The following is a 13,177-nucleotide window of genomic DNA, read 5'->3' as shown; positions in this document are numbered from 1 at the left end:
GTTGCACATGGGACGCGGTGGCGCCTCGAATGACCGCTCAGCCGGTGCGGAACGCAAGTGCATCGCCACGGGCGAGGTGCAGCCGAAACACGGGTTGATCCGTTTCGTGGTCGGCCCGGACAATCAGGTTTACCCGGATATTCTGGGTAAACTGCCGGGCCGGGGCATCTATGTCGCGGCGGATCGTGCGGCCCTGGAATTGGCCATCAAGAAAAAGGCCTTTTCCCGCTCGGCGAAACAGCCGGTCACCCTGCCCGACGGGCTGGTCGACGAGGTCGAGCAGCAGTTGGCGCGCCGGGTGGTCGAGTTGATCTCGCTCCAGCGCAAAGCGGGCAAGGCGGTCGCCGGTTACGAAAAGGTCAAGGGTTGGTTGCAAACCGAAGAGGCCGAAGTATTGATACAGGCCGTAGATGGGTCAGGGCGCGGCAAGTCCAAGCTGAGCACCCCACACTATGGTCATTACATCGGTTGGTTGACAGCCGATGAATTGGGTTTGGCATTCGGTCGCCAAACTGTGATACATGGGGCGCTCGCCTCTGGTGGACTCACGCAACGTGTTGTAGAGGAAGCCGGTAGACTTAAAGGCGTGCGCGTAAACGAGGGTGGCAACGGCCATCCGAAAGGATAGACGAGCTTCATGAGCGATAGTGACGGCAAGAAAACATTGGGTCTGCGCGGTGGCGCACGTCCGGGGAACGTAAAGCAAAGCTTTAGCCACGGGCGTACCAAAAACGTTGTGGTCGAAACCAAGCGCAAGCGTGTTGTGGTGCCCAAACCGGGTGGCCAGAAATCAACAGGTCCGGGCGCCGGGCCGATTGGCGATCCCAAGAAGCGCCCCGCAGGCATCACCGATGCCGAGATGGAGCGCCGTCTGAAGGCCGTTCAGGCCGCCAAGGCCCGTGAGGCCGAGGAAGCCGCGCAGCGTGAAGCCGAGGAAAAAGCCCGCGCCGAAGAGCGTGAGCGTCGCCGGGCCGAGATTGAGGCCAAGGAACGCGAAGAGCGTGAGCGCGAAGAAAGCCTTAAAGCCAAGGCCGAGGAAGACGCCCGTCGCAAGGCAGAGGCCGAAGCGGCTGCTGCTGCCCCCGCGCCTGAACCTGCCGCTGCACGCGAGCCGGGCAACAAACCTGCGCCCGCCGCGACACCGCGCAAAACCACGGACCGTGACCGCGACGACAGCAAGAAGCGCAGCAAAGGGGGCGACAGCCGCCGCGCGGGCAAGCTGACCGTCAATCAGGCGCTTGCCGGTGGCGAAGGTGGCCGTCAGCGTTCCATGGCACAGATGAAGCGCAAGCAGGAACGTGCGCGTCAAAAGGCGATGGGTGGTCAGGTCGAGCGTGAAAAGATCGTGCGCGACGTGCAACTGCCGCCCGCCATCGTGGTCTCTGAACTTGCAAACCGTATGGCCGAGAAGACCGGCGCGGTGGTCAAGGCGCTGATGCAAAACGGCCTGATGGTGACCCAGAACGAAACCATCGACGCCGATACAGCCGAGCTGATCATCGAGGAATTCGGCCACAAAGTGGTGCGCGTTTCCGACGCCGATGTCGAAGATGTCATCAAAGAGGTCGAGGACGATCCGAAGGATCTGCAATCGCGTCCGCCGGTCATCACGATCATGGGCCACGTCGACCACGGCAAAACCTCGCTTCTGGACGCAATCCGCAACGCCAAGGTTGTGGCGGGCGAAGCCGGTGGCATCACCCAGCACATCGGCGCCTATCAGGTGAAAACCGACAACGGCACCGTGCTGTCCTTCCTCGACACGCCGGGCCACGCGGCCTTCACCTCCATGCGTTCGCGCGGGGCTCAGGTGACGGATATCGTGGTTCTGGTGGTTGCGGCGGATGACGCCGTGATGCCGCAGACGATCGAAGCGATTGCCCACGCAAAAGCGGCCAAGGTGCCGATGATCGTGGCGATCAACAAGATCGACAAACCAGCTGCCAATGCCGACAAGGTCCGTACCGATCTGCTTCAGCACGAAGTCATCGTCGAGAAGATGTCGGGCGATGTGCAAGACGTCGAAGTATCAGCAGCGACAGGCCAAGGTCTGGACGATCTGCTCGAAGCCATCGCGCTGCAGTCGGAAATCCTCGAACTTAAGGCGAACCCGAACCGGGCCGCCGTGGGTGCGGTGATCGAAGCGCAGCTTGATGTGGGCCGTGGCCCCGTGGCGACCGTGCTGGTTCAGAACGGCACGCTGCGTCAGGGCGATATCTTCGTCGTGGGTGAGCAGTACGGTAAGGTCCGTGCGCTGATCAACGACCAAGGCGAGCGCGTCAAAGAAGCCGGGCCTTCGGTGCCGGTTGAGGTGCTTGGCATCAACGGCACGCCAGAGGCCGGTGACGTATTGAACGTGACCGAAACCGAAGCGCAGGCCCGCGAAATCGCTGAGTATCGCGCCAACGCCGCCAAGGACAAACGTGCCGCTGCCGGGGCTGCCACCACGCTGGAGCAGCTGATGGCCAATGCCAAGGCGAACGAAGACGTCAGCGAGCTGCCGATCTTGGTCAAAGCCGACGTGCAAGGTTCTGCCGAAGCGATCGTTCAGGCGATGGAGAAAATCGGCAACGACGAAGTCCGCGTTCGGGTTTTGCACTCCGGTGTGGGCGCGATTACCGAGACGGATGTCGGCCTTGCCGAAGCCTCCGGCGCCCCGATCATGGGCTTCAACGTGCGTGCCAATGCTTCGGCGCGGAACACTGCGAACCAGAAAGGCGTCGAAATCCGCTACTACTCGGTCATCTATGACCTTGTGGATGACGTGAAAGCGGCTGCGAGCGGCCTGCTGAGCGCCGAGATCAAAGAGAACTTCATTGGCTACGCCAATATCAAAGAAGTCTTCAAGGTTACCGGTGTGGGCAAAGTCGCTGGTTGTCTGGTTACCGAAGGCGTCGCCCGCCGCAGCGCCGGTGTGCGTCTGCTGCGCGACAACGTCGTAATCCACGAAGGCACGCTGAAAACGCTCAAGCGCTTCAAAGACGAAGTGCCCGAGGTTCAGTCCGGTCAGGAATGCGGCATGGCATTCGAGAACTACGAAGACATCCGCCCCGGCGATGTGATCGAGATTTTCGAGCGCGAAGAAGTGACCCGCACCTTGGCCTAAGCCAAGCGCTTATAAGATGAATTCCCCAGAGGCCCGGTCGAATTGCCGGGCCTCTTCTTTTGTGAAGGCCTTCTTGCTATCGTCGAAACTGATCCGCGCCAGATTGACGTGCAGGGGCGAAATATCGATCAGGTTGAAGTCATTCGGCTCCCCCCGCTGGCGCGAAGACAGGCTGGTGCCAGCATGCAGTTGGATCGCCAGATGACCGTCATGCTCAGGCGCCGGGTGGGCAAAGGTGCCTGCGTGCCAAATGTGCAGATGCCCCGAGAGGATCAGGTCCGCTCCGCAGTCCAAAAGCCGCTTGAGCGCGCGTTGCGCGCCGGGAATGGGCTTCTTGTGGGTCTCATTGGGGTGATCCAGCGGATGGTGGCAAACGGCGATACGCAAGGTCTTTTCCCCCCCGCGTGACAGGGCGCGGCAGGCGCGGCCCAAACGGCGCAGGCCCAGTTTGCCGGTCTGCCATTTGAACCGATCAACGGTGTTGATCCCCACGGCGACAAAATCCGCCCCCTCACGCACCGGCGTAAGATCATGATCGATCCAACGCCGGTAATAGCGCCACGGGGCGAAGAACCGGGTAAAGGGTCGGTGCAGCGGAATATCGTGATTGCCCGGCACGCTCAGCACCGGTGCGTTGATCCTGTCGATAAAAGCCCGCGCGGCGCGATATTCCTTTTCCCGCGCCCGTTGGGTCAGGTCGCCCGAGATGATCACCAGATCGGGGTCATAGCCATTCACCGCCTCTAGGAGCGGCACCAAAAGGTCGGGGCGGTCCTTGCCGAAGTGCAGGTCGGATAGGTGAATCAAACGGCTCATCGCACAGTCTTCCCGGTCGTGGAGGGCACAAAGATATGAATGGGCGAACTGGCGCGGGCGAGCCGATACGGGCCGCGCATTACCGCAATCTCTCCGTCCCGCGCGACATAGCGTTTGCGCTGTTTCATGCGGATCTCAATCTCGGACCCGCAGAGCATTTCGTAGTCCGTGTGGTGTTTCGCGCGGCCCGTCGCCAGCGCCCCGGCATGGCGCAGCAGGCCGAAACGATAGGTATCAGGGGCGACCAGCAGCACCATATCACCGCGCGCGATGCAGTCCTGCCCATCAAGCCCCATTTGATCCAGTTGAAACGCGTTGTTCACCGCGAAAACGAGCGGGGTGCGCAACTGGCTCTCTTTCCCGTCGACCACGATGGTCAGTTTGAGCGAGGTGCGGAAATCCATCAAGGCTTTGATCACCGACCAATAGGCGGCGATCCGGCTGCGTCCCCAACGACGGTAGATGCCTTCGCGCGTTTTGAGGATAGCGGGATAGGCCCCGATGCTGGCGTTGTTCAAAAAGGTCTCACCGTTGATCGTCGCCACATGCACCGGGCGGCTGTCACCAGCGGCGATGACGTCGACCGCCTCTTCAAGGTTCTCTGGAATGCCCATCGACCGCGCGAAATAGTTGAAGGTGCCCTGCGGGATGATGCCGAGCGGACGGTCGTGGTCTACCATCGCCGAGGACACGCCCGAGATTGTGCCATCCCCGCCCGCGACGGCAATGATCCCCTCGCCGCTAGATAGCGCCTCCCGCGCGGCGCTGGCAGGGTCGTTGCGTTTGTCGATGTGAATGAATTCCGCCGTGATCCCATGCCGCGCAAAGGCGCAGCGGATCGTGTTTTCGGCTTGGTCACCGTCTTGACGGCCTGAACCGCGGTTCAGAATGACGATAGCGCGCTTCAATGACATAAGTTCCCCTGCCAAATGCTCGGGGAAAACGCGGTGGAACGCCTATTTGTTCACCTCAATAGGCGTTCCGATGAGATTTTTCAGACAGGCTTGCCTTCGAAAATCTTCCCGTCGACCTGAACGGCCATGCGACCGCCCGCCAACATTTTTACAAAGATACCCTGAACGTAAATGGAACTTCCGATTGCGATGGTTCTCAACATGTCGGCACCCTTTCATACAGATGTTACAACTCTGCCTCAGGATGGTGCGCATTCGGTTAAAAAATCCGCAACATGCTGAGCGATTGGCGATCACTAGTGCAATTCTGCCACGCTGCGCTAGAGCCAATCACGCAATATTGATATGAGCGGCACGTCTGCCTCGGGCATCGGATAGGCGCGCATTTCGTTCGGGCGCACCCATTTCAGGGTCTGCCCCTCGCGCGAAACCGGTGTGCCGCCCCACTTGCGGCAGGCGAACAGCGGCATCAGAAGGTGGAAATCACTGTAGCTGTGGCTGGCAAAGGTCAGCGGGGCGAGACAGGATTCCCATGTCTCAATCCCCAGTTCCTCATGCAGCTCGCGGATCAGCGCCGCCTCTGGCGTCTCTCCGGGTTCGATCTTGCCGCCCGGAAACTCCCAAAGGCCCGCCATCGGCTTGCCTTCGGGGCGTTGGGTCAAAAGCACGCGGCCATCGATGTCGATCAAGGCCGCGGCGGAAACCAGCACTGTCTTCATCTGGTCAGGACCGATAATCGGCGTTGATGTCGATATAGCCGTGGGTCAGGTCACAGGTCCAAACGGTGCACTGCCCCTCGCCAAGGCCCAGATCGACGCCGATGGTGATGTTCTGACCCTTCATATGCGCGGCGGCATCCTCTTCGGAGTAGTCGGGGCTGCGCCATCCGTCGCGCGCGACTTCGATATCGCCGAAACGGATCGACAGACGATCCCGGTCCGCCGCGGCCCCGGATTTCCCGATGGCCATGACGACGCGACCCCAGTTGGGGTCTTCGCCTGCGATTGCGGTCTTGATCAGGGGGGAGTTGGCGATGGCCATGGCGTGGATCTTGGCCTCGTCATCGTTGGAGGCACCGGTGACGGCCACCTCGACGAATTTCTGCGCGCCTTCGCCGTCTTTGACGACCTGATGTGCGAGGTCCATCATCACGTCCCGCAGCGCCGCGTCGAAGGCATCATTGCCCGATACATCGACACCGGAGGCGCCTGTTGCGGCCATGATCAGCGCGTCGGAGGTGGAGGTGTCACTGTCGACAGTGATGCAGTTGAACGTTGTTTCGGTATGGGTCGAAAGGCGCTGTTGCAGCTCGTCCGTCGCCAGTACCGCATCGGTAAAGATATAGACCAGCATGGTGGCCATATCGGGCGCGATCATGCCCGAGCCTTTGGCGATCCCCGCGATAGAGACGGTTTTGCCGTCGATCTCAACCGTGGCGCTGGCCCCTTTGGGGAAAGTGTCCGTCGTCATGATGGCGCGCGCCGCGTCTTCGATGCCCGCGGGGTCAAGCTGGTCATGCAGATCACCCAGCACGGCGGTGATGCGTTCATGCGGTAGGGGTTCGCCGATGACACCGGTGGAAGAGGTGAAGACCCGCGCTTGCGGCACGCCGCAGGCCTCGGCCGCGGCGGCGGTGATCGCTTCGACCGCGTCGGTGCCGCCCCGCCCGGTAAAGGCATTGGCGTTGCCCGAGTTCACGACGATAGCGGCGCCTTCGTCCGAGGCGCCGCCGATTTTTGCCTGGCAATCCAGCACCGGGGCCGCGCGGGTGGCGGAACGTGTGAACGCCCCCGCCACGGCGCTGCCCGGCGCCAGTTTCGCCAACATCACATCGGTGCGCCCTTGATAGCGCACGCCAGCGGCGATGGTGGCGAAAGTCACGCCGTCGATAACCGGCAGTTCGGGAAAACGGGCCGGGGCGAGCGGCGAGACAGCCAGGGATTTAGCCATGAGTTAGTTCAGCCATTCGATGTTGTTGAGAACGGAAGGGTCGATGCCTTCGGCTGCGCTGCGGTCAACCTCGGCAGAGTCGGTCAGGCTTTCGATCGCCTCTTGCACGTTGGTCTGGCGGATTTGGGTTTCCAGCTCTTCGCGCACGTCTTCCAGCGCGGGGGCTTCGGCGGTGCGTGTCTCGTTCAGTTTGATGACATGCCAGCCGAACTGGGTTTCCACCGGTTCCGACACGCTGCCGGCTTCCATGCCAGCGACGGCCTCTTCAAAGGCAGGCACCATCATGCCGGGGCCGAACCACCCCAAGGAGCCGCCACCGGGGCCGGAGGGACCGGTCGATTTCTCTTTGGCAAGCTCGGCAAAGTCCGCGCCGCCATCGAGTTCTGCTTTGATCGCGTCGGCTTCTTCCTTGGTTTCGACAAGGATATGCGAGGCGTTGAACTCGGGCTCAGGCTCTGCGTCGCTGTATTGCGCGTCATAGGCCGCTTGCAACTCTTCGTCGCTGACCGGCTCGGCCATGACGCCTTCGATCGCCTCACCAGCGGTGAGCGAGCGGGTCTCATTCTCGAGCGACAGGGTTACGCGCGGCGGCAGTTCGCCGGTAAAGCTGTCAGCGAGGGCCGTCTGCTGCACAAGCTGGTCCAGAAGACCTTTGAACAGCACGTCCTCGGGCAGTTGTTGGTACTGCTGGGGCAGGCTCGCGCGGGCGACGATCATATGCCCGAGCGTGATTTCAGTGTCGTTGACGGTGGCAACAACCGTGTCGAGACCCGGTTCGTCCTGGGCGGCCACAGGCAGCGCCACAGCGGCGGCAAGCGCCAAAGACGACAGAAATGTGAGGGGTTTTTGCATGGTTGGGTCCAATCGCTTCCTTCGTAGCAGGGCTGCTACATTGACAGTGTATGGCACGCCCCTTACATCGCCTTATGGCGCTGAGAGGCGCGGGCTCATCCACTATCTATGGGCTGCCATGGCGCTCGGCAACCAGATCGGCGCAAGACATCATAACTTCGGCGGGAGATTACATGCTGGGTATCGGAACAATCGCCAAAAAGGTCTTTGGCACGCCAAACGACCGGAAGATCAAGGCGACCCGTCCGCTTGTGGCACGGATCAATGCGCTGGAGCCCGAGTTTGAAAAGCTAAGCGACGACGAGATCAAAGCGCGCACCGCGGAATTGGCCAAACGGGCCGACGGGGGCGAAAGCCTTGACGATCTGCTGCCCGAAGCCTTTGCCAACTGCCGCGAAGCCGCCCGCCGCACCCTTGGCCTGCGTGCCTTCGACACACAGCTTCTGGGCGGCATCTTCCTGCATCAGGGCAATATCGCCGAGCAGAAGACCGGTGAGGGCAAGACCCTGACCGCGACCTTCGCGGCCTATCTGAACGGTCTCACGCATAAGGGCGTGCATGTGGTGACCGTGAACGAATACCTCGCCAAGCGCGACGCCGAGTGGATGGGCAAGGTGTTCGGCGCATTGGGCCTGACCACGGGTGTCGCCTATTCCGGCATGCCCGAGGATCAGAAACGCGCGGCCTACGCCTGCGACATCACCTATGCCACCAACAACGAGTTGGGCTTCGATTACCTGCGCGACAATATGAAGTCGAACCTGTCGGACATGCTGCAACGCGGGCATAACTTTGCCATCGTGGACGAAGTCGACAGCATTCTGATCGATGAGGCACGGACACCCCTGATCATCTCCGGCCCGTCGCAGGACCGCTCCGAGATGTATCAGATCATCGACGCGCTGATCCCCTCGCTCACCGATGAGCATTACGAGCTGGACGAGAAGACCCGCAACGTCACTTTCACCGATGAGGGCAATGAGTTCCTCGAAGAGCAGCTGCGCGCGCGGGAATTGATCGAAGAGGGGATGACCCTTTACGACCCCGAAAGCACCACCATCGTGCACCACGTCAACCAAGGTCTGCGTGCGCACAAGCTGTTCCAGCGCGACAAGGACTACATCGTGCGCGATGGCGCGGTGACGTTGATCGACGAATTTACGGGCCGCATGATGCCGGGCCGCCGCCTGTCGGACGGTCTGCACCAAGCGATCGAAGCCAAGGAAGGCGTCGACATCCAGCCCGAGAACGTGACCCTCGCAAGCGTCACTTTCCAGAACTACTTCCGCCTTTACGACAAACTGGGCGGCATGACCGGCACGGCCCTGACCGAAGCCGAAGAATTCGCCGAGATCTATGGCCTTGGCGTGGTCGAAGTGCCGACCAACGTGCCAATCGCCCGTGTGGACGAAGACGACGCCGTCTATCGCACCGCGCGTGAGAAATACGAGGCGATGATCGAACGGGTCAAAGAGGCCCACGCCAAGGGGCAGCCCTGCCTTGTCGGCACCACCTCGATCGAAAAGTCCGAACAGCTCAGCGCCATGCTGACCGCTGCCGGGATCGAGCACAACGTGCTCAACGCCCGCCAGCACGAGCAAGAGGCGCAGATCATCGCCGAAGCGGGCAAGCTGGGCGCCGTGACCATCGCCACCAACATGGCGGGCCGCGGCACCGACATTCAGTTGGGCGGCAACGTCGAATTGAAAGTGCTCGACGCGCTGGATGCCGACCCTGAGGCCGACCCGGCCAACATCCGGGCCCAAATCGAAGCGCAGCACGCCGAAGAAAAGCAGAAGGTGCTGGAGGCCGGTGGTCTCTACGTTCTGGCTTCAGAGCGTCACGAGAGCCGCCGCATCGACAACCAGTTGCGGGGCCGTTCGGGCCGTCAGGGTGACCCGGGCCGCACCTCGTTCTTCCTGTCGCTCGAAGATGACCTGATGCGCATCTTCGGCTCGGAACGGCTTGAGAAAGTGCTGACGACGTTGGGCCTGAAAGATGGCGAAGCCATCGTGCACCCATGGGTCAACAAATCGCTGGAGCGGGCGCAGGCGAAGGTTGAGGGCCGCAACTTCGACATCCGCAAGCAGCTGTTGAAGTTCGACGATGTGATGAACGAGCAGCGCAAGGTGATCTTTGGCCAGCGCCGCGAGATCATGGAGGCGGACAACCTCAATGAGATCGTCACCGACATGCGCGAGCAGGTGATCGACGATCTGATCGACACCTATATGCCGCCCAAGACCTATGCCGATCAGTGGGACACCCAAGGTTTCTATGCCGCGGTGATCGAACAGTTGAACGTCGACGTGCCGATCATCGCATGGTGCGAAGAGGACGGCGTGGATGACGAGGTGATCCGCGAACGTCTGATGAAAGCCACGGACGAGCTGATGGCCAAGAAGGCCGAAGCCTTTGGCGAAGAGAACATGCGCAACATCGAGAAACAGTTGTTGTTGCAAGCCATCGATACCAAATGGCGCGATCACCTGCTGACGCTCGAACATCTGCGTTCGGTCGTGGGCTTCCGCAGCTACGCGCAGCGCGATCCGCTAAACGAGTATAAGAACGAAGCCTTCCAATTGTTCGAGACGATGCTCGACAGTCTGCGGCAGGACGTGACCCAAAAGCTGGGTCAGATCCAACCGATGAGCGAAGAGCAACGCCGCGAGATGATGCAGGAAATGGCCGCCCGTCAGGCTGCCATGCAAGCTGCGGCGAGCGAAGCAGCGGATGAGGCCTCTGAACAGGCCGAGGCCGCAGCCCCCGGTTTTGACGAGAACGATCCGTCCACATGGGGCAACCCGGGCCGGAACGATCCCTGCCCCTGCGGTTCTGGCAAGAAGTTCAAACACTGCCACGGTCAGATCACCTGAGCGGCGTCACCTTTTCGCCCATAACTTGGCGTTTCAGGGCCATACCCCGGCCCTGATCCGCGCCCATAAAGTCTCTAACGAATCCGTTGAAGGAGACTTGTCATGTGGCGCACGAAAGAAATTCTGACAGCTGTCGGCACTCTGGCCTGTGCGGTGGGCATTGGCTATGTCATGCAAAGCTCCGACACCGCGCAGCAGCGCTATGGCGCGGCTGAGGCGCAGCGCCCGGTGGCCGACAATGGCGCATTGCTTGAGGTTGAAGGCATCACCCTGACCTCTGCCGCGCTCGACAGCCCCATCGCGCTGCCGACATTGGATGACCGCGTGGTCAAGGCCGCAGCGCCCCAAAGCCTGCCGCCCGCCCCGGAAACCCACGGTGCCGCGATCCCCGCGACCTGCGATATTATTGCCGAAGCGGATGCCGTTGCCGCCGCGATGGTGAAACTCACCCTCGATGCCGCCTGCCTGCCAAATGAGCGGCTGACCGTGCACCACAACGGGATGATCTTTACCGAAGTGACCGATGACCAAGGGCAGTTGTCCGTCACCGTCCCGGCCTTGGCGGAAGAGGCTGTTTTCATCCTCGCTTTCGGCAACGGTGATGGCGCGGTGGCGCAGACTTCGGTCCCTGAACTTTCTGACTTCAACCGGGTCGTGCTGCAGTGGAAAGGCACCGCAGGGTTCGAGCTTCACGCCCGCGAGTTCGGCGCGGATTATGGCGAGGCGGGCCATGTCTGGTCCGGTGCGCCGCGCGATATGACCGCTGCCGTGCTGGGCGAAGGGGGCTTCATGACCCGCAATGGTGACATTGAGGCTTCTGAGCCGCTGATGGTCGAAGTCTATAGCTTCCCGGTCGCCAAAGCGGCGCAGGAGGGCGATGTCGCGCTCAGCGTGGAGGCTGAGGTGAGCGAGGCGAACTGCGGGCTTGAGATCGAAGCACAGGCGCTGGAGCTGCGCGGCGATGATCCGGTGAAAACCCAGAACCTGACCCTCGCCGTGCCGGACTGTGACGCGGTCGGCAACTTTCTGGTGTTGAATAATTTGCTCCAAGACCTGAAAGTCGCGCAGAACTGACGCAACCGGGTAGGTCTAGATGAACGGGTTGAAACGTGCGGCGATCAGCGCCGCACTTTTGCTTTTTACGGCGGGCGCATCCGCGGCGCAGGACATCGCACTGACCTCGCGCGATGGCAGCGTCGAACTCAGCGGCACCCTGCTGGGGTTCGACGGCGAATTCTATCGCGTCGAGACCGACTATGGCGAGTTGACCGTCGACAGCAGCGGTGTGTCCTGCGCCGGTCCGGGTTGCCCCAACCTTGCGGATTTCGTGGCCGAGGTGCGCTTCTCGGGCTCCGCCACCATGGGGGCGGTGCTGATGCCCGCGCTGATCGAAGCCTTTGCCGCGCGCCAAGGCTATACCGTCAGCCGCGAAGAGGGGGACAGCGGGCGCTTCGCGCTGCTGCTCTCGCGTGAGGATGACGGCAAGCTCGCCGCGCGGTTCGATTTCCGGGCGAGCAATACCAACGAAGGCTTTGCTGATCTGCTGGCGGATGAGGCTGATGTCGTCATGGCCCTGCGCGAGGTGCGCCGCGAAGAGCGGATCAATGCCCGCGAGGCGGGCTTGGGTGATCTGACCGGTGCCAATCGCAGCCGGGTTCTGGCGCTTGATGCGGTGGTGCCCGTGGTCGCCCCGTCCAACCCGGTGAAACAAATCTCGCCGTTGACCTTGGCGCGGGTGTTCTCAGGTGAGATCAAGAATTGGCAGCGCCTCGGCGGGCCGGACGCACCGATTGAGTTGCATTTGCCCACCGCTGATAGCGGGTTGAGCCAAGCCATCGTGGATCAGGTGCTCACCCCCGCCGGGCTGGAACTGAGCACTGATGTCACCCGTCATGCCATGCCCGATGCGCTGGCCGAGGCGGTCGCGCGGGATGTTTTTGCCCTTGGCATCACCAGCTATGCCGAACAGGGGGGGACCGAGGTGCTGACCCTTGGCGGCAACTGCGGTTTTGCGCTGGATGCCGCACGGCGCACGATCAAAACCGAAGACTACCCGCTGACCGCGCCGATGTTCCTCTATTTCCCCGCCCGGCGCTTGCCGCTGATCACGCGGGAGTTTCTGGCCTTCACCCGTGGCCCTTCGGCCCAGATCGTGATCCGCCGGGCCGGTTTCGTAGATCAAACGCCCGAGGAAATCCCGGTTGAGGAGCAGGGCAACCGCTTTGCCAATGCGATCATCACGGCGGGCGCGGAAACGCCGCTGGAAGAGTTGCAGCGCATGACGGCGACACTGGTGCCGATGGCGCGGCTCACCACCTCTTTCCGCTTTGAGGCCGGGTCGATCCGGCTTGATGCGCAGTCGCGGTCAAATGTGCAGCAATTGGCGCGGGCCTTGGAACAGGGGCAATATGATGCGCGGCGATTGATGTTCGTGGGCTTCAGCGATGGCGAGGGGGCCGCGCGGGCTAACCGCGAAATCGCCTTGCGCCGGGCCGAAGCGGTGCAGCGCGCGGTCAGCGCGGCTGCGGTCACCGCCAATCTGTCGCGCATCGATCTGCGGGTGGATGCCTTTGGGGAGGCAATGCCGATTGCCTGTGACGACAGCGAATGGGGCCGCCAGGCCAACCGGCGAGTCGAGGTTTGGGTGCGCTAGGCACACCCCG

General features: G+C 61.9%; 11 protein-coding genes. 5 read left to right on the top strand and 6 right to left on the bottom strand.

Annotation, left to right across the window (positions count from 1 at the left end; genetic code table 11):
- Positions 1–7: 7 nt before the first annotated feature.
- A complete protein-coding gene (locus J7392_RS06835) occupies positions 8–628 on the top strand; it encodes an RNA-binding protein (protein ID WP_209216876.1) in 621 nt (206 codons plus the stop codon).
- Positions 629–637: 9 nt separating this feature from the next.
- Positions 638–3,106 (top strand): translation initiation factor IF-2, encoded by a 2,469-nt coding sequence (gene infB / locus J7392_RS06830; RefSeq protein WP_209216875.1) that lies wholly within the window; start codon positions 638–640, stop codon positions 3,104–3,106.
- Positions 3,107–3,115: 9 nt separating this feature from the next.
- Here infB and J7392_RS06825 read toward each other — a convergent pair whose 3' ends face one another.
- The 6 genes from J7392_RS06825 to J7392_RS06805 form a co-directional block, all read right to left on the bottom strand.
- Positions 3,116–3,922 (bottom strand): metallophosphoesterase, encoded by an 807-nt coding sequence (locus J7392_RS06825; protein WP_209216874.1) that lies wholly within the window; start codon positions 3,920–3,922, stop codon positions 3,116–3,118.
- The gene (locus tag J7392_RS06820) at positions 3,919–4,836 is read right to left on the bottom strand and encodes a diacylglycerol kinase family protein (RefSeq protein WP_209216873.1); all 918 of its coding nucleotides are present in this window, start codon (positions 4,834–4,836) and stop codon (positions 3,919–3,921) included. The genes J7392_RS06825 and J7392_RS06820 overlap by 4 nt, the downstream gene beginning before the upstream one ends.
- A gap of 80 nt (positions 4,837–4,916) precedes the next feature.
- The gene (locus J7392_RS24350) at positions 4,917–5,039 is read right to left on the bottom strand and encodes a hypothetical protein (RefSeq protein WP_271688600.1); all 123 of its coding nucleotides are present in this window, start codon (positions 5,037–5,039) and stop codon (positions 4,917–4,919) included.
- Between the two features lie 117 nt (positions 5,040–5,156).
- Positions 5,157–5,555 (bottom strand): 8-oxo-dGTP diphosphatase MutT, encoded by a 399-nt coding sequence (mutT, locus tag J7392_RS06815; protein WP_067264286.1) that lies wholly within the window; start codon positions 5,553–5,555, stop codon positions 5,157–5,159.
- 4 nt (positions 5,556–5,559) lie between these two features.
- Positions 5,560–6,786, bottom strand: coding sequence for a bifunctional glutamate N-acetyltransferase/amino-acid acetyltransferase ArgJ (gene argJ, locus J7392_RS06810; RefSeq protein WP_209216872.1), 1,227 nt, complete (start codon positions 6,784–6,786; stop codon positions 5,560–5,562).
- A 3-nt stretch (positions 6,787–6,789) separates the two neighbouring features.
- A complete protein-coding gene (locus J7392_RS06805) occupies positions 6,790–7,638 on the bottom strand; it encodes a peptidylprolyl isomerase (protein ID WP_209216871.1) in 849 nt (282 codons plus the stop codon).
- A gap of 173 nt (positions 7,639–7,811) precedes the next feature.
- On the opposite strand from J7392_RS06805, the gene secA reads away from it, so the two are divergent.
- The 3 genes from secA to J7392_RS06790 all read left to right on the top strand — a co-directional run bounded on the left by secA (position 7,812) and on the right by J7392_RS06790 (position 13,167).
- Complete coding sequence (gene secA / locus J7392_RS06800; protein ID WP_067264279.1) at positions 7,812–10,514, top strand: preprotein translocase subunit SecA; 2,703 nt, start codon at positions 7,812–7,814, stop codon at positions 10,512–10,514.
- Positions 10,515–10,616: 102 nt separating this feature from the next.
- Positions 10,617–11,588, top strand: a complete 972-nt coding sequence (locus J7392_RS06795; RefSeq protein ID WP_209216870.1) for a hypothetical protein — start codon at positions 10,617–10,619, stop codon at positions 11,586–11,588.
- Positions 11,589–11,607: 19 nt separating this feature from the next.
- Positions 11,608–13,167 carry a phosphate ABC transporter substrate-binding/OmpA family protein gene (locus J7392_RS06790; RefSeq protein ID WP_209216869.1) on the top strand — a complete coding sequence of 520 codons (1,560 nt, stop codon included), beginning with the start codon at positions 11,608–11,610 and terminating at the stop codon, positions 13,165–13,167.
- Positions 13,168–13,177: the final 10 nt, after the last annotated feature.

Source organism: Sulfitobacter sp. R18_1 (assembly GCF_017743915.1).
Classification (GTDB): domain Bacteria; phylum Pseudomonadota; class Alphaproteobacteria; order Rhodobacterales; family Rhodobacteraceae; genus Sulfitobacter; species Sulfitobacter faviae.
The sequence above is the reverse complement of the archived record's forward strand: the minus strand, read 5'-3'. Positions and strand labels throughout refer to the sequence as shown.

Excerpts from the sequence above, each read along its gene's own strand:
- J7392_RS06835 (WP_209216876.1), top strand. The coding sequence starts at position 8 with ATGGGACGCGGTGGCGCCTCGAATGACCGCTCAGCCGGTGCGGAACGC.
- infB (WP_209216875.1), top strand. The coding sequence starts at position 638 with ATGAGCGATAGTGACGGCAAGAAAACATTGGGTCTGCGCGGTGGCGCA.
- J7392_RS06825 (WP_209216874.1), bottom strand. The coding sequence starts at position 3,922 with ATGAGCCGTTTGATTCACCTATCCGACCTGCACTTCGGCAAGGACCGC.
- J7392_RS06820 (WP_209216873.1), bottom strand. The coding sequence starts at position 4,836 with ATGTCATTGAAGCGCGCTATCGTCATTCTGAACCGCGGTTCAGGCCGT.
- J7392_RS24350 (WP_271688600.1), bottom strand. The coding sequence starts at position 5,039 with ATGTTGAGAACCATCGCAATCGGAAGTTCCATTTACGTTCAGGGTATC.
- mutT (WP_067264286.1), bottom strand. The coding sequence starts at position 5,555 with ATGAAGACAGTGCTGGTTTCCGCCGCGGCCTTGATCGACATCGATGGC.
- argJ (WP_209216872.1), bottom strand. The coding sequence starts at position 6,786 with ATGGCTAAATCCCTGGCTGTCTCGCCGCTCGCCCCGGCCCGTTTTCCC.
- J7392_RS06805 (WP_209216871.1), bottom strand. The coding sequence starts at position 7,638 with ATGCAAAAACCCCTCACATTTCTGTCGTCTTTGGCGCTTGCCGCCGCT.
- secA (WP_067264279.1), top strand. The coding sequence starts at position 7,812 with ATGCTGGGTATCGGAACAATCGCCAAAAAGGTCTTTGGCACGCCAAAC.
- J7392_RS06795 (WP_209216870.1), top strand. The coding sequence starts at position 10,617 with ATGTGGCGCACGAAAGAAATTCTGACAGCTGTCGGCACTCTGGCCTGT.
- J7392_RS06790 (WP_209216869.1), top strand. The coding sequence starts at position 11,608 with ATGAACGGGTTGAAACGTGCGGCGATCAGCGCCGCACTTTTGCTTTTT.